Here is a 17,230-nt window from a genome sequence, read left to right as displayed (position 1 = left end):
GGCTCCCGGAATCATTCCCGGCCGAGCGGGTCATTTCTCCCGGAGCCAGCCCGCGAGCTCGGAGGCCCAGTAGGTCAGGACCATGTTGGCCCCGGCGCGCTTGATGCCGAGCACGGATTCGGTGATGGCCCCGCGGCGGTCGATCCAGCCGTTGGCGGCAGCGGCTTCGATCATCGCGTACTCGCCGGAGATCTGGTACGCGGCCACTGGCACAGGGCTCATGGCGGCGACGTCGGCCAGGATGTCCAGGTAGCTCATGGCCGGCTTGACCATGACCATGTCCGCGCCTTCTTCGAGGTCCAGCTCCACCTCGATGATGGCCTCGCGCCGGTTGGCGGCGTCCATCTGGTAGGTCCGGCGGTCACCCGTGAGCTGGGAGTCCACGGCTTCCCGGAAGGGGCCGTAGAACGCCGAGGCGTACTTGGCGGCGTAGGCCAGGACGGCGGTGTTCTTGTGTCCGGCTTCCTCGAGGGCCTGCCGGATAACGGCGATCTGGCCGTCCATCATGCCGGAGGGACCCAGCACGTGCGCTCCGGCATCGGCCTGGGCCACGGCCATCTGCCCGTAGATTTCCAAGGTGGCGTCGTTGTCCACGTAGCCGTTGGCGTTCAGCACGCCGCAGTGGCCGTGGTCGGTGAACTCGTCCAGGCACACGTCGCTCATGACCACGAGTTCGTCGCCCACTTCGGCGCGCACGTCGCGGATGGCCTTGTTCAGCACGCCCTCGGGATCCAGCGAGGCGGAGCCGTTGGCGTCGCGCTCGGCGGGAACGCCGAACAGCATGATGCCGCCGACGCCCAGTTCCACGGCCTCCGCTGCCGCCCGCTTGAGCGATTCGGTGGTGTGCTGCACGACGCCGGGCATCGAGCCGATCGGCGCGGGCTCGCTGAGGCCTTCACGGATGAAGGCCGGCAGGATCAGTTCCGCGGGGGCCAGTCGGTGTTCGGCCGTCAGGCGGCGCATGGCCGGGGTGGTGCGGAGGCGCCGGGGGCGGTGGTTGGGGAAGCTCATGTCAGCCCTTCGGTAGCGAACAGTTCGGTGAGGGCGGCGACGATGCCGTCCGGAGTGGGTTCCTTGGCCGTAGCGGCAACGCCAATGCCCAGCGCTTCGGCCTCGGCCGCCGTCGAGCGTCCGATCGCGATGAACCGGCAGTCCCGCAGGGGCAGCAGGGTTGCGGCGATCCGCCGGGCGGCGCTGGGTGAGGCGGCGACGACGGCGGCCAGGGCGCCGTCGTCGATCAGTCCGCGGGCGTGTACGGGCTCCAGCAGGGGCAGCTCGTCCTCGCGGGTCGCGGACCAGGCGGCGGCCTTGGCGAGCTCCGTGTCGAGGCGTTCTTCCGGGCGGGCCGGAAAGTCGACGGTGCGGTAGGCGGTCACGACGTCGACCTCAGCACCCTTGGCAGCCAGGCCGCCGGAGAGCAGCGTGTCGGCGATGTCCGCCTGCGGAAGCAGGACGCGGCGGGGGCCTTCCGGCCAGACCTCGAGGAGGCCAGCGGCGGATTGGCTGCCTTCCGGCGCCAGGTCCACCCGGATGCCTTCGGCTTCCAGGATCCGGCGCGAGGACGGACCGATCGTCGCCACCCGCACGCCGGGCGGCAGGAGCGCGGACAGCTCCGCTCCGCGCTCCGCGGCCTTGGCCTTCAGGGCGCGGACCGTGGTGATGCTGCTGACCACCAGCCAGTCGTAGCGGCCGCCGGCCAGGGCATCCAGGGCCTCCCCCAGGGCGTGCTGGTCGGCCGCGCGTTCGAAATCGATCAGCGGCAGCAGCAGCGGCTCGGCTCCGGCGTCGGACAGCGCCTGGGCCAAGGAGCCTGCACGGTCGGGGCTCCTCGTGATGAGGACCTTCCGGCCGTGCAGCACACCATTAGCGGAAGCCGCACCATTTGCGGAAGCCCCGGCCGCGGCCCCGTCCACGGACTCAGGAAGCGGCAAGGTCGGTGATCTCCGCAGCGCCGGCCGCGAGCAGCAGTTCAGCCACTTCGATGCCCAACAGGGTGGCGCCCACTTCGTTCAGGCCGTCGGTGGCCTTCTTTTCGCGGACGGTCTTGCCGCCGTCGACCGAGCAGACCACCGCTTCGAGGTACAGCATGCTGCCCTTGCGGTAGGCGAAGGCGCCCACCGGGGCGGCGCAGCCGGCTTCGAGGCGGGCCAGGACCGCACGCTCAGCGGTCACGGCGAGGCGGGTGTCCTCGTCGTCAAGCGCCGCCAGGGCCTGGGCGAGTGCTTCCTGCGAGCCGCCGGCCGCGGCGTCGGCAGTGCGGCATTCGATCGCGAGGGAACCCTGTCCCGGGGCCGGAAGCATGGCGTCGCTCTCGAAGAACTCACTGACCGTGTCCAGGCGGCCCATGCGCTCCAGGCCGGCGGCGGCGAGCACCACCGCGTCCAGGTCGCAGCTCTTGCCGGGCACCACGGCGTCGGTGGAATTGCCGGGCAAGCCGGGGACGCGGCCCAGGCGGGTGTCCACGTTGCCGCGGATGTCGATGACCTCAATGTCCTGGCGCAGCGCCCGGAGCTGGGCGGCACGGCGCGGGGACCCGGTGCCGACCTTGGCGCCGGCGGGGAGCCCGGCCAGGGTGAGTCCGTCGCGGGCGCACAGCACGTCGCGCACGTCAACGCGCGTGGGGGTGGCCGCGATGGTAAGGCCGGGTTCGGCGCCGGTCGGCAGGTCCTTGAGCGAGTGCACGGCGACGTCGCACCGCTGGTCCAGCAGCGCTTCGCGCAGGGCCGCGACGAACACGCCGGTGCCGCCCATTTGGGACAGCGAGCCGGTCTTGACGTCGCCTTCGGTGGTGATGTGCACCAGTTCGACGTCGAAGCCTCCGACGGCGGCCAGGCGGTCCGCCGTCTGCTGGGTCTGGGTCAGCGCGAGCTTGCTGGCCCGGGTGCCGATCCGGACGGTCACTTGGCGGCCTCCGGGGCGGGGTAGGCGTCGTGCCCGGTGCCGATGGTGGAGCCGAGCTCCGCGATGACCGGCTTGGCGCCGCGGAAGTTCTCGCAGCAGTTCGGGCGGCACACGTCGTACCAGGGGCCCAGGTCCGTCACGTGCGGGCGGTCGGCGATGGTGTTGTTCACGCTGCGTTCGCAGATCAGGTCCACCAGGCCGGCCACGAACGCCGCGTGGGTGCCGGGGGTGGGAACGCGGGTGGCTTCCATGCCCAGGTTCGCGCAGGTTTCGAGGGCTTCGGTGTCCAGGTCCCAGGCGACTTCCATGTGGTCGCTGACGAAGCCGAGCGGCACGATGACCACGCCGCGCACGCCTTCGGGGGCGATCGCTTCGAGGTGGTCGTTGATGTCCGGCTCCAGCCACGGGATGTGCGGGGCGCCGGAGCGGGACTGGTACACGAGGTCCCAGGCCACGTCAGGGGCCACGGTGTCCATGATGGCCTTGGCATTGGCGAGGTGCTGCGCGGCGTAGGCCGAGCCCTCGGCGAAGTCGCGCGGCTCGTCCTCGGACTTGCCGGCGGCCTCGGCATCGCGGGTGGGGATGGAGTGTGTTGCGAAGAGCACGCGGATTTTCGAGTCCGGGTCAGTTTCGCCGGCAGCCGCGAGCTTGCCGCGGATTTCCTCAAGGCCTGCCGCGGTCCCTTCGAGGAACGGCTGCACGACGCCGGGGTGGTCGAAGTACTGGCGGATCTTGTCCACCTGCAGCTTGCCGTCCAGGCCGGTCTCGGTGAGCGCGATGCCGATGTCCTCGCGGTACTGGCGGCAGCTGGAGTAGCAGGAGTAGATGCTGGTGGTGAGCATCAGCAGTCGGCGGTGGCCGGCGTCGTAGGCGTCCTGCAGCACGGGCGCGATGTACGGGTCCCAGTTGCGGTTGCCCCACAGCACGGGCAGCTCGATGCCGCGGGCGGCCAGCTCGGCTTCGATGGCGGCCTTCAGCTCGCGGTTCTGCTGGTTGATCGGGCTGATTCCGCCGAAGGCCCGGTAGTGGTGCGAGACCTCTTCGAGGCGCTCGTCCGGGATGCCGCGGCCGCGGGTCACATTGCGCAGGAAGGGAATGACGTCTTCCTGGCCCTCGGGCCCGCCGAAGGAGGCCAGCAGCACGGCGTCGTACTGCAGCGGCTCCAGGCGCCCGCGTTCGGTGATGTCGTTCAGTTCCGTGGAAACGTCCAGGCTCACGAGAGGACCTCGGCGATCTCTGCGGCGCTGATGCGACGGCCCGTGTAGAAGGGGATCTCTTCGCGCACGTGGTTGCGGGCGTCGGTGGCGCGCAGGTGGCGCATGAGGTCCACCAGGTCCACCAGCTCCGGAGCTTCCAGGCCGAGGATCCATTCCCAGTCGCCGAGGGCGAAGGAGGAGACGGTATTGGAGATGACCTGCGGGAAGTCGCGGCCCAGCAGTCCATGGTCGCGCAGCATCTTGCCGCGCTCGTCGGCGGGGAGCAGGTACCACTCGTAGGAGCGGACGAAGGGGTAGACGCAGAGCCAGGTGCTGGGCTCGACGCCGCGGGAGAAGGCCGGGGTGTGGCTCTTGGCGAATTCGGCTTCGCGGTGCACGCCCATGGCGGACCAGACGATGTCGGTGCCTTCGAAGAGGGCGCTGCGGCGGATGTCCCGGACAGCCGACTGCAGGGCTTCGGGCTTGGCGCCGTGGAGCCACACCATCACGTCGGCGTCGGCGCGCATGGCGGAAACGTCGTAGCTGCCGCGCAGGACGACGCCGTCCTCGGCGAGCTTGGCGGTCAGTTTCTCGAACTCGGCAACAGCGTCGGCGCTGCGCTGGAGGTCTGCCGAACGCTTGAAAACAGTCCACAAGGTGAAGAACTGTTCTTCGTTCTCAGCAGTTTTAGTGACAGATTCGGCAGAAGTGTGGCTCATGGTTCAAGTTTGCCCCCTGCAGGGCACTAAGTGGAAACCGAACACTTCTACAAGACGTAGAAGTGCGTCATCTCACAATTTCAGGGCTTTTCGGTCGTCAGGGCACCGGGAACGACGGCCTCGAGTTGGCGCGCGGTATCGGCGACAACCGCGGCGAGTCCGTTGCCGGCGAGCCAGCCGCCCACCAGGATCAGGCCTCCGGCCTGGCCTGCCGTTTTCCGCACTTCAGCCACGCGCTGTTTGTGCCCGACGGCGGCAAACGGCAGGGCGCCGGCCCAGCGGACCACGTCCCAGTCCAGCACGTCGTCCGTGCCGAGCGGCACGCCGAGCAAGGTGGACGCATCGCGAAGCGCGGCAGCGAAGAGCGCCGCGTCATCCAGGGCCGCGGGATCATCGGTGGACGCCGCGGCCGTTCCATCGTGCGCCCGCCCGTAGGACAGCCTGAGCACGTGGGTGCCGGGGCCGGCCTCCTCTGCGAGCCAGTCCCATTTCGCCGTGGCGTGGGTGAGTGCCTTGGCCTGGATTCCCGGCGCCTGCGGTGCCACCAGGATCCCGGTGCCGCGCGGCCGGGAATCGAGTTCGGGCTTGTCGACCACCAGGCTGACCAGGCTGACCAGCGGCCCGGCAGCGGGGCGGAGTGCCGCGAGGTCCGGGAGGGCGGACTCCAGCAGCCCGACGGCGGCAGGGCCGTCGAGCGCGACGACGAGCAGGCCAGCGTCGTACTCCCGCGTGTCCGCACGGCTGGCGGCGCGCACCTGCCAGCCGTTGCCCTCCCGCGATACGGCGTCCGCGCGCGTTCCGGCCAGCAGGGTGACGCCGCGGGAACGCAGATCGGACACCAGGGCTGAGACGAGCGTATTCATGCCGCCGACGAGTCCGGCGACGGCGGAGCCCGCCTTCTTGGTCCCGGCGGGGTCGGGTGCGCCGACCACCCGGCGCTGCTGCGCTACGGCGGCCGCGAGGGAACCGGCGGAGCGCATGGCCGCGCGAAGGCCGGGGGCGACCATGTCGACGTCGAGCAGTTCCGGGTCCGCCGAATGCACGCCGCCCACCACAGGAGAAACCAGGCGGTCCAGGACGCGGCGGCCCATCCGGGCCCGGACGAGGGAGGCGACACTGGTGACGTCGCCGCCGGCGCCCCAGGAGGCAGGCAGCCAGCGGTCAACCGAAGCGCGGAGGGCGCCTGCCAGTCCCAGGGAACGCCGGACCTCCGGGTCCCAGGGATTGGCGGGGATGCCGAGGACCCCGGTCTTGGGAAGTTCCTGCGGGCCGTCCGGCAGCTGGACCCAGGCGCCGCCCGGCTGCGGGGCCACGATGTTGCCCCCGAGCCCGAGCTCGCGGGCCAGGTCGGCCACCGCCGTGGAGCGGGTGGCAAACGACTCCGCTCCACTGTCCAGGCCCAGCCCGCCGAGTTCGTGCCGGCCGACGCAGCCGCCCCATTCATCACGGGCTTCCAGGACGGTGACGGCCAGCCCCGCCGCTGCGAGGCCGCGGGCCGCGAGCAGGCCGGAGATGCCGCCGCCAACGACGACGGCCGTCGCCTTGGCCTCAGGGGTCACCGGTGCCGCCGACCGGCCGCGCACGGGCTACTCCGCCGGGATCGAGTGGATGAGTTCCACCACGCGGGTCAGCACGGTGGGGTCGGTTTCGGGCGGCACGCCGTGGCCGAGGTTGAGCACATGGCCCGGAGCCCCGGCGCCGGCGGCGATGACCGAACGGACGTGGGCTTCGAGGATGTCCCAGGGCGCCGAGAGCAGCGCGGGGTCGATGTTGCCCTGCAGCGGGACGGTGCAGCCGAGGCGCCGGTTGGCTTCGTCCAGGGGCAGGCGGTAGTCCACGCCCACCACGTCGACGCCGACATCGCGCATGGCCACGAGCAGCTCCGAGGTTCCGGTGCCGAAATGCACCAACGGGGCACCCAGGTGGCGGACGTGGTCCAGGGCGCGGGCCGAAGCGGGTGCCACGTAGTTGCTGTAGTCTGCCAGGCCCAGCGAACCTGCCCAGGAGTCGAAAAGCTGCCCTGCGGAGGCCCCGGCTTCCAGCTGCGCGCGCAGGAACATGCCGGAAGCGTCGGCGGCCCAGTTGGCCAGGGCGGTCCAGGTCTCCGAGTCGGCGTGCATCATGGTGCGGGGGCCGAGGTGGTCGCGGGAAGGCTTGCCTTCCACCATGTAGGCGGCCAGGGTGAACGGGGCGCCGGCGAAGCCGATCAGCGGGGTGCTGCCGAGTTCGGCCACGGTAAGACGCACGGCTTCCCGGATGGGCTCCAGGGCTTCCCAGCTCAGCTGCGGCAGGGCGGCGACGTCCGTGGCGGTGCGGACGGGCTGGTCCAGCACCGGGCCCACGCCGGGCACGATGTCCACGCCCACGCCGGCCAGCTTGAGCGGGATGACGATGTCGGAGAAGAAGATCCCGGCGTCGACGTCGTGGCGGCGGACCGGCTGCAGGGTGATCTCGGCGGCGAGTTCGGGGCGCAGGCAGGAGTCCAGCATGGCCACGCCCTGGCGCACCTTGAGGTACTCCGGAAGGGAGCGGCCGGCCTGGCGCATGAACCACACCGGACGCCGGCTCGGCTTGCCGCCGCGGTACGCCTGGATGAGCGGCGAATCAGCGGTGCGGCCATCCATCAGGGGGTGGCCGGCGTCGAGCCCGGGGGCCACGGCGTCCCCGGTGGTGGAAGGGGCAGGCTGCGCGGAACCCGGCAGGGCAGAGCTGGAAGTCATGCCTTCGATTGTGCCGAAAACCGGGGGCAAAAGATAACGACAGCCTGTCGCCGTCCCCTCGTGTGGTGCAGATCATTACGAACAGTGGCCGGAACCATCCCGTGTCCGTTGTTCTACGGGGCACCGAAAAAGCTATGATGTCTCTGCTGTGGTTCTTTTTTCACTGGTGGCAACCCATGCCGACATCGACCTAGAGACCGTTGCTCAGTTGAGCAACGGTTCCTCCGTGCTGGCCTCCGCCGCCCTGGCCGAGACCGGCCTTGTCTCCGGTGCCGTTGTCCTCGCCACCTGCAACCGCTACGAAATCTACGGCGAGACCGCGCACGCCGAGGACCTCGAGGCGGCCCGTTCCGCGCTGGTCGGCAAGATCAGCGGGCTGAGCGGCCTCAACGAGCAGCTCGTCTCGAAGGCTTTCAGCACCAACAGCGGCCCGGACGTCAGCCGGCACCTCTTCGCCGTCAGCGCCGGCCTGGATTCCGCCGTCGTGGGCGAACGCGAAATCGCCGGTCAGGTCCGCCGCGCCCTCATCACCGCCCAGCACGAAGGCACCGCCAGCCCTGGCCTCGTCCGCCTGTTCCAGGCCGCGTCGAAGACCGCGAAGGACGTCGGGGCACAGACCGCCCTCGGCTCGCGGGGCCTGTCGATCGTGTCCGTCGCGCTGGACCTTGCCACCGATCTTTCGGACGACAGCAGCTGGAGCAACAAGAAGGTGGTCGTCTTTGGTACGGGCGCCTACGCCGGCGCCACCATGTCGCTGCTGCGTGAACGCGGATGCAAGGACATCTCCGTCTACTCTTCCTCCGGCCGCGCCGAAACCTTCGTGGCCACCCGCGGCGGTACCGCGCTCGACGCCGACAAGCTGCCGGCCGCCGTCGCCGAAGCCGATGTGATGATCGGCTGCAGCGGTTCGGACAACCGCGTGGAGGCCGCCGAGCTGGCGCGCATCCGCGAGTCATCCACTGACACCCTGATCGCGATCGACCTCGCGCTGACCCACGACTTCGACCCCGCGGTCGGCGAACTCGACGGCGTGGAGCTGCTCACGCTCGAATCCGTCCGTCTCGCCGCACCGCAGGAGCAGGCCGAGTCGCTCGCGCAGGCCAGCACCATCGTGTCCGGGGCCGCGGCCGCTTTCGAGCAGGATCGCGAAGCCCGCTCGGTCGACGCCGCGATCGTGGCACTGCGCCGCCACACTATGAACGTCCTGGACTCCGAGATGGAAAAGGTCCGGGCCCGCCACGGCTGCACGGCCGCCGCCGAAGAGGTGGAGTTCGCGCTGCGCCGCATGGTCAAGCAGCTGCTCCACATCCCCACGGTCAGGGCGCGGGAACTTGCCGCCAACGGCCAGCAGGACGATTACGTGTCGGCCCTCGAAGCCCTGTACGGCATCCAGGTCGAACAGCCCGCCGCGCCGGCCCGCCAGGCTGAGTGCCCGGTGGACCACCAGTCCGCCGAGGCCCGCAGCGCCACGCTCCCCCGCGCCGAGAGCGCCTGAACCCCACCTCCTGAGTAACAGCTGGCCCGTTTGTTACGGCGCGGGCGTGCCCGCCGGCGGGATCAGCGTCTTATGATGGGACTCCCTTGGAGTGAAGCACTGTCCCGAGGGCGCTTGCGCTGACGGAGGCTGGGAGGAGCGTCAATGGTGCTCGATGTTTCCAGTCTGAAGATCACGCTCGGGATCGTCGCATTGACGTTGAGCTTCCTGTTCTATCGCTCGTACCTCCGCACCAATTCACCGTACAGCGGCTGGTGGTGCCTCGCCCTGGGCTTGCTGATGGCCGGGAACATCGCGTACTTGCTGACCGGGACGTCCCAGCAGGTCTGGGCAAACCCGCTCGGGAACGCACTGCTCGTGGCCGGCGCGTTCAGCGTCTGGGCCGGATCGCGTTCCCTGCGGATGCGTCCCACGCCGTGGTGGCTGCTCCTCGCCGGCCCCGTCATCACCGCCGTCGCGTCCGCGCTGGAGAACCCGGCCGCCAATGCCTGGTCCGGTGGCCTGGTGTACCTGGCGATGATGGCGGCGGGCATGGGCCTTGCGACCCGGGAACTGGCGCTGCTGCGGCCCACGGACTACCAGACGCACAGGGAACTGGCCGTGGCCGCGGGAATCCTTGCCGGGTATTACCTTGTCCGGGCCTGCGTCTACGTCCTGGAAGGGCCGGAAGGCCCCGCATTCACCACCTATTTCAGCTCGGCGTTCACGAGCATGATCACCATCGTGATGCTGGTGACCGTGTCTTTCAGCATGACGGCGCTTAGCAACGAACAACTCATCAACCGGCTCAACGAACGCGCCAGCCGCGACGGACTGACCGGCATGCTCAACCGCACCACCTTCATGGAACAGGCGTCACAGGAGGTCCGGCGGCTCCACGCCGCGGGCTCGCTCTCAACCGTGATCCTGGCCGACCTGGACAACTTCAAGGCGATCAACGACGCTCACGGCCACGCCGTGGGCGATGCCGCGATCCGGGCCTTCGCGGACGCGTGCCTTGCCTCGATCCGGCACACGGACCTGGCCGGCAGATACGGCGGGGAGGAATTCATCATCCTGCTCCCGGGCGCCGGCCACGAAAGCGGGCGTGTCATCGCCGAGACCATCAACCGGAACCTGACGGCAGCGGAGGCCCCGAAGGGTGTGCGCTTCCCCACCGTGAGCTACGGCATCGCCACCACCCTCACCGGCGATCTCACCGCGATGATCGGCGACGCGGACAGGGCCCTCTACGAGGCCAAGAACCTGGGCCGGAACCGGATTGTCACCTCGCTGCCCGGCGCCCGGAAGCGCTAGGCCCGGAAGCGCCAGAACGTAGTCGAAAGCGGGCCGGGAAACCCGGCCTGGGCTCAGTACACCGCCTTGTGCGGTTCCACTTCGTGCACCCAGGCCAGGATGCCGCCGTCGAGATGCTTGATCCGGGTATACCCGGCCTTGCGCGCGGCAGCCATCACCGCAGCGGACCGTGCCCCGCTCTTGCAGTGGAACACGATGTCCTTGTCCTGCGGCAGCTCGGCCCAGGCTTCCCCGGCGAGGATCCGGCCCTGCGGGATCAGTACTGCGCCGTCGATGTTCACGATGTCGTGCTCGCCGCTCTCCCGCACGTCCACCAGTTCGAAGTCCCGCTCCCCCGCCCCGCGGGCTTCCAGCATGCCGGCGAGCTCGGTGGCGGTCACGGTGGGCACGCTGCCGGCGTCCGCCGCGGGGGTGATGCCGCAGAAGGCCTCGTAGTCGGTGAGTTCGGTGACCGGCTCAGCCTCGGGGTCCTTGGCCACCTTGATCTCGCGCCAGCTGCCGCCGAGCGCGTCGAAAAGCGCCACCCGGCCCAGCAGGGAGCGTCCGACGCCGGTGATGAGCTTGATTGCCTCCGTCACCATCAGGGAACCGACGGCGGCGCACAGCATGCCGAAGACGCCTCCCTCGCCGCAGGAGGGGACAGAACCGGCCGGAGGGGCCTCCGGGTACAGGTCCCGGTAGCTGGGGCCGTGCTTGGCCCAGAAGACGCTGACCTGCCCGTCGAAACGGAAGATGGAGCCCCACACGTAGGGCTTGCCGAGGATTTCGGCGGCGTCGTTGACGAGGTAGCGGGTGGCGAAGTTGTCGGCGCCGTCGAGGATGAGGTCGTAGCCGGCGAAGAGCTCCAGGGCGTTCGTGGCATCCAGGCGCTCGTTGTGGAGCTGCACGGTGACCAGCGGGTTCAGTTCCCGGATGGCGTCCCGGGCTGACTCGATCTTGGGGCGGCCGACGTCGGACACGCCGTGGATGATCTGGCGCTGGAGGTTGCTCAGGTCCACGTCATCGTCGTCGATGATGCCGATGGTGCCCACCCCGGCGGCGGCCAGGTAGAGCAGGGCCGGCGAACCGAGGCCGCCTGCGCCGATGACCAGCACTTTTGCGTTCTTGAGGCGGCGCTGACCCACCGCACCGATCTCCGGAATAATGAGATGGCGCGAGTAGCGCTCTACTTCTTCGGTGCTCAGTTCCGCGGCGGCTTCCACCAGGGGAGGCAGCGGGGCGGACGTGGTGGGGGCAGCAAATGCAGTGGCCATACTTCAATGTATGCCCGCCACTACCGACAGGTCATATTACCGGGACGTAAAGTGGTCATAACTGCAAAGGAAAGGCGGCAGACAAGTGGCTGAAAGCGCACGCACACAGCAGGCGGTACCCGGCAAGCAGGAGCGGAGCGGGGCGACGCGTTCCGCCAGGCTTCCACGGGACGAACGCCGCGCGCAGCTGCTCAATGCCGCCCTTGAAGTGTTCGTGGCCAACGGCTTCCACGGCGCAGCCATGGACGAAATAGCCGAGACTGCCCGGGTCAGCAAACCGGTCCTCTACCAGCATTTCCCGTCCAAGCGCGAGCTCTACATGGCCCTGCTGGACAGCCACCTGGCCACGCTCACGGAGCTGATGCTCGGTGCCCTGAACTCCACCACGGACAACAAGCAGCGCGTGCAGGCCGTGATGCGCGCCTATTACCAGTTCATCGCCGCCGACGACCAGGCCCACCGGCTGGTGTTCGAATCCGACCTCATCAACGACCCCGATGTCAGCTCCCGCTTGGAGACGTTCAACCGCACCTTCGCCGACGCCGTCGCGAAGGTCATTGCCGAAGACACCAAGCTGCCGCCCATGGAGGCCCAGCTGCTGGGCCGCGGCCTGGCCGGAATGGCCCAGGTCAGCGCCCGGTACTGGCTGGAGACCGACGGCGGGCTGGACCTCGATGTGGCCAGCGAGTTGATCTACCGTTTAGCTTGGCGCGGAATCAGTCGCTTCCCCAAAGAGTCCTAGGCTAGAAATAGAGAACTGAGTAAACCCATTTACCGGCTGGGAGGCCTTGCTGTGGAAGTAAAGATCGGCATTCAGAACGTTGGCCGTGAGATTGTGCTGGAATCTGCGCTCGATGCCGAGGCCGTCGCGAAGATCGTCAGCGAAGCCATTTCCAAGGGCAGCGACCTGCGCCTGAGCGATGAAAAGGGCCGCCAGGTCATCGTTCCCGGCAGCGTCCTGGGCTACGTGGAGATCGGCGCCGAGGAAGTGCGCCGCGTGGGCTTCGGGGCCCTCTAGACCTTTCCGCGAACCAGCCAGCCGGGAGTAAACATGCTTTCACTTGTCATCGTTGCCTTGGTCACTGTTGCCGCGGGCCTGATCGTCTGGGCGAACGACAAACGCCACGGCAAGTACGGCATTGCGCTCCCCGCGGGCGTGGCGCTGGCCGTCGGCATGCTGAGCTGGACCATTTTCATCTGGCTCGGCTTCGGTTACCAGCCCGGGCTGACTTGGATCCCCTGGGTGCTGCCTATGGTGCTGGGAGCGGCGGCCGCGATCGCCGTCGTCGTCTACCTGGGGCGGATCCGCACCGCCCGGGACACTGCGAAGCTGACAGCCGCCCTGCGTCTCTAAAGGCACAAGTCTCTAAGGCACAAGGCTCTAAGGCAAAAAAACGAGTGTGGCCACCAACCGGAAGGTTGGTGGCCACACTGCGTTCAGGGCCCGGCGTGCGGCTCAGCCGGCCGGGAAGCGCTCCGGCTGCGCCGTGGCCCCGGCCGCCGCGGCGGCTTCGCTGCAGCGCCGCGCGGCCAGGACATCGCGCGCAGTGAGCCGGGAGCCGGCATCGTGCGAGGTGAAGAGCAGGAACACCCGGTTGTAGCGCCAGTCCAGGTCCGGGTGGTGGTTCAGTTCCTCTGCAATCCGTCCGACGGCGGCAATCAGCTCCAGCGCGGCCGCAGACGTGGGCAATTTGTAGACCGTGACGAGCCCGCCCGAGCGGTACTCCCAGTCCGGTAGGCCGGGCAGGGCTTCATCGATGTCCGACTGCCTGAGGATGTCCTTCGCTTCGCCCATGGCACTCCTTGCAGAACCCGTTACGTGCAGAACCCGTCAGAGGAACTCGGCGCGGCCTTCCATTGCCGAGGACGCCAAAGCATGCTCGCGGCGCGGGATCCGGCCGGCCTGCTTGGCCAGCCTACCGGCCACCACCGCGTGTTTGAAGGCCTCCCCCATCTGCACCGGATTCTGGGCCCGGGTGACCGCGGTAGCCAGCAGCACGGCATCGCAGCCGAGCTCCATGGCCAGGGCGGCGTCGGAGGCCGTGCCGATTCCGGCGTCGAGCACCACGGGCACTGAGGCGCGGGAAACGATGAGCTCGATGTTGTGCGGGTTCAGGATGCCCAGGCCGGTGCCGATCGGCGCGCCGAGCGGCATGACGGCGGTGGCGCCGAGGTTTTCCAGGCGCAGGGCCAGCACGGGGTCGTCGTTCGTGTAGGCAAAGACCTTGAAGCCGCGGTTCACCAGTTGTTCGGTGGCGTCGACCAGTTCGACGGCGTCGGGAAGCAGAGTGTGTTCGTCGGCGATGACTTCCAGCTTCACCCAGTTGGTTTCGAGGGCTTCACGGGCCAGTTCGGCGGTCAGCACGGCGTCCTTGGCGGTGAAACAGCCGGCCGTGTTGGGCAGCACGCGGATGCCGTTGTCCAGGAGCAGCTGGAACAGCGACCCGGTTTCCGCTGGCGAGTACCGCCGCATGGCCACGGTGGTCAGTTCGGTGCCCGAGGCGATCAGGGCGGCTCCCAAGCCGTCCAGGCTCGGTGCCCCGCCGGTGCCCATGATGAGCCGGGAGCCGAACCCGACGCCGTCGATCACCAGGGGATCGTTCTGGGTCTGGATGCTTGTGGTGGTCATGGTTCAGCCTCCCTGTACCGCGGTGACGATTTCGAGTTCGTCGCCTTCTGCGAGCGCCGTGGCAGCCCACTGGCTGCGCGGCACCACTTCGGCGTTACGGGCGACGGCGACGCCGATCTTGCGTCCGTCCGTCGCCTGCCCGCTGGCGTCCAGGCCGCGGCCGGTCAATTCGGTGACGAGGGTGGTGACCGAGGCGCCATCGCCGATTGATCGGTGGTCCCCGTTGAGTTTGATGTTCATGCGTGATCCTTGATGGTTGCTGGTGCGCTGATGGTTGCTGGTGCGCTGCGGTGGGGGTTCGGGAAGCGGTCGGGCCGGAACCTGGTCCAGCGTTCGTCGTGCCGGCCCTCCATGAGGCCAACGGTGATCGAGGCGGCCGCGGGGGTGAGCAGGACGCCGTGCCGGAAGAAGCCGGTGGCGACGATCAGTCCGGGCACGTCACCGCCGTCGGGGCCCGTGCCCGAGTCGCCTGCGCGTACCCGGCCGAGGAGGGGCGCGTTGTCCGGGGTGCCTGGGCGGGCGCGGGCCGTGCATTCGAGCAGTTCCAGTTCCGCGACGGCGGGCAGCAGCACCTGGGCGTCGCGGAGCAGTTGGTAGACGCCGCCGGCCGAGACGGCGCTGGCAGAGCTTGGCCCGTCTTCGCGCTGGCTAGCCCCGATCACCACGGTGCCGTCCTCCCGGGGCACGATGTACACGGGCACGCCGCGGACCAGGCCGCGGACCGTGGCCGTCAGCAACGGCTGCAGGTGCCGTGGCACGCCGAGGCGCAGGATGTCGCCGTACACCGGCCGCAGGGGTAGCGCGAGTTCCTCCGGCAGGCCTTCGAGCCCGGCGGCGGCCAGGCCGTTGGCCACTACGGTTTCGGCCGCGAGGACCCTGGTGCCGTCAGCGACGGCCACCCCGGCCACGGCGCCGTCCTCCCACAGGAGGCCTGACGCCGAGGAGTTCATCAGGAAGCCGTCTTCGGCCCCAGTGACCCAGCTGCGGTCCCTTTCTGAGTGCCGGCCAAGGCTTTCCAGAATGGCGGCGGCCAGCCTGCGCGGATCCACCTGGTGGTCGCCGGGGATGTCGAAGGCGCAGGAAATCTGCGGGCTGAGCAGGGGTTCGCGGTCGCGGGCTTCGCGCAGCGGCAGCGCCTGGATCTCGAGGCCCAGGCGCAGCTGCACGTCCCGGAGGTCGCCGAAGGCCCTGCGGTCGGCGGCGTCGGCGCCCACGGCGAGGGTCGGCGTCGTGCGGTATCCGGTGCCACGCCCCGCGGACTGCACGCCGTCAACGAAGCCGGGCCACAGCTGCGAGGAGGCGAGCATCAGTTCGAGGAGGTCTTCCTCCTGGTAGTGCAGTTCGCTCACCGGGGCCAGCATGCCGGCGGCGGCGTAGGTGGCGCCGCTGGCGGGCGCGGGGTCGATGACCACCACGGAGCGTCCCGAGCGGCGGGCCTCATGGGCGATGCCGAGTCCGATGATGCCGGCGCCGATGACGGCGACGTCGGCGGTGACGGCGGGATTCCGGGGCGCCGGTTGAAGTGTCTCCATAGGTCCTTCCCTACGCCGGCATTAACCGGATCAGGTCAAGCGGTCGGCGCTGAAGCCCTCTCAGCCGGACGGTCTTATTACGACCGGTCGCGGCTCCCGCAGTACCAGCCCAGTTTAGGGGAACTACTCTGGTTTCCATGACCCAGCACGTTCTGCACACCACTGCCCGTCTCTACCTGTGCACCGACGCCCGGAAGCAGCAAGGCGATTTCGAGCAATTCGTCGACGCTGCGTTCGAGGGCGGCGTGGACATCATCCAGCTCCGCGACAAGACGATCGAAGCGGCCGAGGAACTGGAACTGCTGGAGGTGCTGCACGCGGTTGCCCACCGCCACGGCCGCCTGTGGGCCGTCAACGACCGGGCGGACATCGCGTCCCTGTCCGGGGCTCCCGTGTTCCACATCGGACAGAAGGACCTGCCGCTTCACTCGGCGCGGAGGCTGCTGCACGACCCCACCGTGATCGGCCTGTCGACGCATACGCCCGAGCAGGTTGACGCCGCAATCGCCGCGTCTCCGGGCCGCAGCGGCCTGGACTACTTCTGTGTGGGGCCGGTCTGGGCCACGCCCACCAAGCCCGGCCGGGACGCCGTCGGCCTCGACCTGGTCATGTACGCTGCAAGCGCGGTGCGTGCTGCGGACGAGGAACGGGTGGGCGGCGTGAACCTGCCGTGGTTCGCCATCGGCGGCATCGATCACGGCAATGTGGACGAAGTGGTGCAGGCCGGCGCCAGCCGCATCGTGGTGGTGCGGGCGATCACCGAAGCAAGCGACCCGACGGCGGCCGCCCAGTCGCTGCTGGCGGCCTTGCCGTAAGCGTCGTCCCGGGGCTCGGTCACAATCGGTTCAATGACGACGGCGGCCGCCGCCCCGGGTGCCTTGGGCACCTGGGCGACGACCGCCGTCGGTTGTTTCAGCCGAAGAATTCAGGCGCCGTAGCGGGCGCCTTCCGGCTTGGACTCGATGACCGTCAGGACCAGCAGGATGATTCCGCCGGCGAACGGGATCAGGCCCAGCAGGATGAACCAGCCGCTGCGCCCGGTGTCGTGCAGGCGCCGCACGGTCACGGCGAGGTTCGGCACCAGGTGGGCCAGGGCCCAGATGCCGCCCAGCGCGCCGAAGAGCAACGCTGCGGCCGGAAAGGCCTGGGCTGCCGCTTGTTGCTCAGCCACGGTGGTGGCAGCGGCAACTGAAGCGGTGTAGCCGCCCAGCACAACGGAATACGGAATCCACAGCACAAAGCTGACGATGGCCTGGTAGAGCGCGACCCACCAGTACTCGCTGCGGTTGGAACGGCCGCTGAATTCGGCATAGCGGCGGTAGTACTGCTTGATGGCCTCGACGAAACCGACCTGTGCGCGCGGGGCAAATGCCAGCGGAGCCGGGTATTGGGCTGGTGCCGCGCCCCCGTAAGGCTGGCCCGCCGTGTTCTCGTAACTCATTGAAGGATCTCCCTCGGATAATGGATGCGATAAATGGCGAGGGAAATG

General features: G+C 69.1%; 19 protein-coding genes and 1 riboswitch. Of the genes, 6 read left to right on the top strand and 13 right to left on the bottom strand.

Annotation, left to right across the window (positions count from 1 at the left end):
* Positions 1-30: 30 nt before the first annotated feature.
* The 7 genes from hemB to hemE form a co-directional block, all read right to left on the bottom strand.
* Positions 31-1,011 carry a porphobilinogen synthase gene (gene hemB / locus D3654_RS02880; protein WP_120520026.1) on the bottom strand — a complete coding sequence of 327 codons (981 nt, stop codon included), beginning with the start codon at positions 1,009-1,011 and terminating at the stop codon, positions 31-33.
* The gene (locus D3654_RS02875; protein WP_120520025.1) at positions 1,008-1,859 is read right to left on the bottom strand and encodes a uroporphyrinogen-III synthase; all 852 of its coding nucleotides are present in this window, start codon (positions 1,857-1,859) and stop codon (positions 1,008-1,010) included. Before D3654_RS02875 ends, hemB begins: the two co-directional genes overlap by 4 nt.
* 58 nt (positions 1,860-1,917) lie before the next feature.
* Positions 1,918-2,901 carry a hydroxymethylbilane synthase gene (gene hemC, locus D3654_RS02870; protein ID WP_120520024.1) on the bottom strand — a complete coding sequence of 328 codons (984 nt, stop codon included), beginning with the start codon at positions 2,899-2,901 and terminating at the stop codon, positions 1,918-1,920.
* Positions 2,898-4,118, bottom strand: coding sequence for a ferrochelatase (locus D3654_RS02865; RefSeq protein ID WP_120520023.1), 1,221 nt, complete (start codon positions 4,116-4,118; stop codon positions 2,898-2,900). The genes hemC and D3654_RS02865 overlap by 4 nt, the downstream gene beginning before the upstream one ends.
* Complete coding sequence (gene hemQ / locus D3654_RS02860; protein WP_120520022.1) at positions 4,115-4,816, bottom strand: hydrogen peroxide-dependent heme synthase; 702 nt, start codon at positions 4,814-4,816, stop codon at positions 4,115-4,117. Before hemQ ends, D3654_RS02865 begins: the two co-directional genes overlap by 4 nt.
* Positions 4,817-4,896: 80 nt before the next feature.
* Complete coding sequence (gene hemG / locus D3654_RS02855; protein ID WP_120520088.1) at positions 4,897-6,375, bottom strand: protoporphyrinogen oxidase; 1,479 nt, start codon at positions 6,373-6,375, stop codon at positions 4,897-4,899.
* A gap of 27 nt (positions 6,376-6,402) precedes the next feature.
* Complete coding sequence (hemE, locus tag D3654_RS02850; RefSeq protein ID WP_120520087.1) at positions 6,403-7,536, bottom strand: uroporphyrinogen decarboxylase; 1,134 nt, start codon at positions 7,534-7,536, stop codon at positions 6,403-6,405.
* Between the two features lie 148 nt (positions 7,537-7,684).
* Between hemE and D3654_RS02845 the strand changes: the two genes are divergently transcribed.
* A complete protein-coding gene (locus tag D3654_RS02845; RefSeq protein ID WP_120520021.1) occupies positions 7,685-9,031 on the top strand; it encodes a glutamyl-tRNA reductase in 1,347 nt (448 codons plus the stop codon).
* Positions 9,032-9,175: 144 nt separating this feature from the next.
* Positions 9,176-10,327, top strand: a complete 1,152-nt coding sequence (locus tag D3654_RS02840; protein ID WP_120520020.1) for a GGDEF domain-containing protein — start codon at positions 9,176-9,178, stop codon at positions 10,325-10,327.
* A gap of 53 nt (positions 10,328-10,380) precedes the next feature.
* Here D3654_RS02840 and moeB read toward each other — a convergent pair whose 3' ends face one another.
* Positions 10,381-11,580 carry a molybdopterin-synthase adenylyltransferase MoeB gene (gene moeB / locus D3654_RS02835; protein WP_120520019.1) on the bottom strand — a complete coding sequence of 400 codons (1,200 nt, stop codon included), beginning with the start codon at positions 11,578-11,580 and terminating at the stop codon, positions 10,381-10,383.
* An 85-nt stretch (positions 11,581-11,665) separates the two neighbouring features.
* Between moeB and D3654_RS02830 the strand changes: the two genes are divergently transcribed.
* The 3 genes from D3654_RS02830 to D3654_RS02820 are packed head-to-tail and all read left to right on the top strand — an operon-like array spanning position 11,666 to position 12,934.
* On the top strand, positions 11,666-12,322 hold the full coding sequence (locus D3654_RS02830) for a TetR/AcrR family transcriptional regulator (protein ID WP_425359386.1): 657 nt from the start codon (positions 11,666-11,668) through the stop codon (positions 12,320-12,322).
* A gap of 51 nt (positions 12,323-12,373) precedes the next feature.
* Positions 12,374-12,598 carry a DUF3107 domain-containing protein gene (locus D3654_RS02825; protein ID WP_120520018.1) on the top strand — a complete coding sequence of 75 codons (225 nt, stop codon included), beginning with the start codon at positions 12,374-12,376 and terminating at the stop codon, positions 12,596-12,598.
* 33 nt (positions 12,599-12,631) lie between these two features.
* On the top strand, positions 12,632-12,934 hold the full coding sequence (locus tag D3654_RS02820; protein ID WP_120520017.1) for a hypothetical protein: 303 nt from the start codon (positions 12,632-12,634) through the stop codon (positions 12,932-12,934).
* Positions 12,935-13,036: 102 nt separating this feature from the next.
* Here the strand turns inward: D3654_RS02820 and D3654_RS02815 are convergent, their stop codons facing one another.
* The 4 genes from D3654_RS02815 to thiO all read right to left on the bottom strand — a co-directional run bounded on the left by D3654_RS02815 (position 13,037) and on the right by thiO (position 15,741).
* The gene (locus D3654_RS02815) at positions 13,037-13,375 is read right to left on the bottom strand and encodes a 4a-hydroxytetrahydrobiopterin dehydratase (RefSeq protein WP_120520016.1); all 339 of its coding nucleotides are present in this window, start codon (positions 13,373-13,375) and stop codon (positions 13,037-13,039) included.
* Between the two features lie 36 nt (positions 13,376-13,411).
* On the bottom strand, positions 13,412-14,209 hold the full coding sequence (locus D3654_RS02810; RefSeq protein ID WP_120520015.1) for a thiazole synthase: 798 nt from the start codon (positions 14,207-14,209) through the stop codon (positions 13,412-13,414).
* A 3-nt stretch (positions 14,210-14,212) separates the two neighbouring features.
* Positions 14,213-14,449 carry a sulfur carrier protein ThiS gene (gene thiS, locus D3654_RS02805; RefSeq protein ID WP_115787935.1) on the bottom strand — a complete coding sequence of 79 codons (237 nt, stop codon included), beginning with the start codon at positions 14,447-14,449 and terminating at the stop codon, positions 14,213-14,215.
* Positions 14,446-15,741 (bottom strand): glycine oxidase ThiO, encoded by a 1,296-nt coding sequence (thiO, locus tag D3654_RS02800; RefSeq protein ID WP_120520014.1) that lies wholly within the window; start codon positions 15,739-15,741, stop codon positions 14,446-14,448. The genes thiS and thiO overlap by 4 nt, the downstream gene beginning before the upstream one ends.
* Positions 15,732-15,851, bottom strand: a riboswitch (TPP riboswitch). It overlaps the preceding gene by 10 nt.
* Positions 15,852-15,878: 27 nt before the next feature.
* Here thiO and thiE point away from each other — a divergent pair.
* Complete coding sequence (gene thiE / locus D3654_RS02795; RefSeq protein WP_120520013.1) at positions 15,879-16,556, top strand: thiamine phosphate synthase; 678 nt, start codon at positions 15,879-15,881, stop codon at positions 16,554-16,556.
* Positions 16,557-16,666: 110 nt separating this feature from the next.
* On the opposite strand, the gene D3654_RS02790 is transcribed toward thiE, so the two are convergent.
* Positions 16,667-17,182 (bottom strand): DUF805 domain-containing protein, encoded by a 516-nt coding sequence (locus tag D3654_RS02790; protein ID WP_120520012.1) that lies wholly within the window; start codon positions 17,180-17,182, stop codon positions 16,667-16,669.
* Positions 17,183-17,230: the final 48 nt, after the last annotated feature.

It is taken from the genome of Arthrobacter celericrescens (genome assembly GCF_003614925.1).
GTDB classification, from domain to species: domain Bacteria; phylum Actinomycetota; class Actinomycetes; order Actinomycetales; family Micrococcaceae; genus Arthrobacter; species Arthrobacter celericrescens.
The sequence above is the reverse complement of the archived record's forward strand: the minus strand, read 5'-3'. Positions and strand labels throughout refer to the sequence as shown.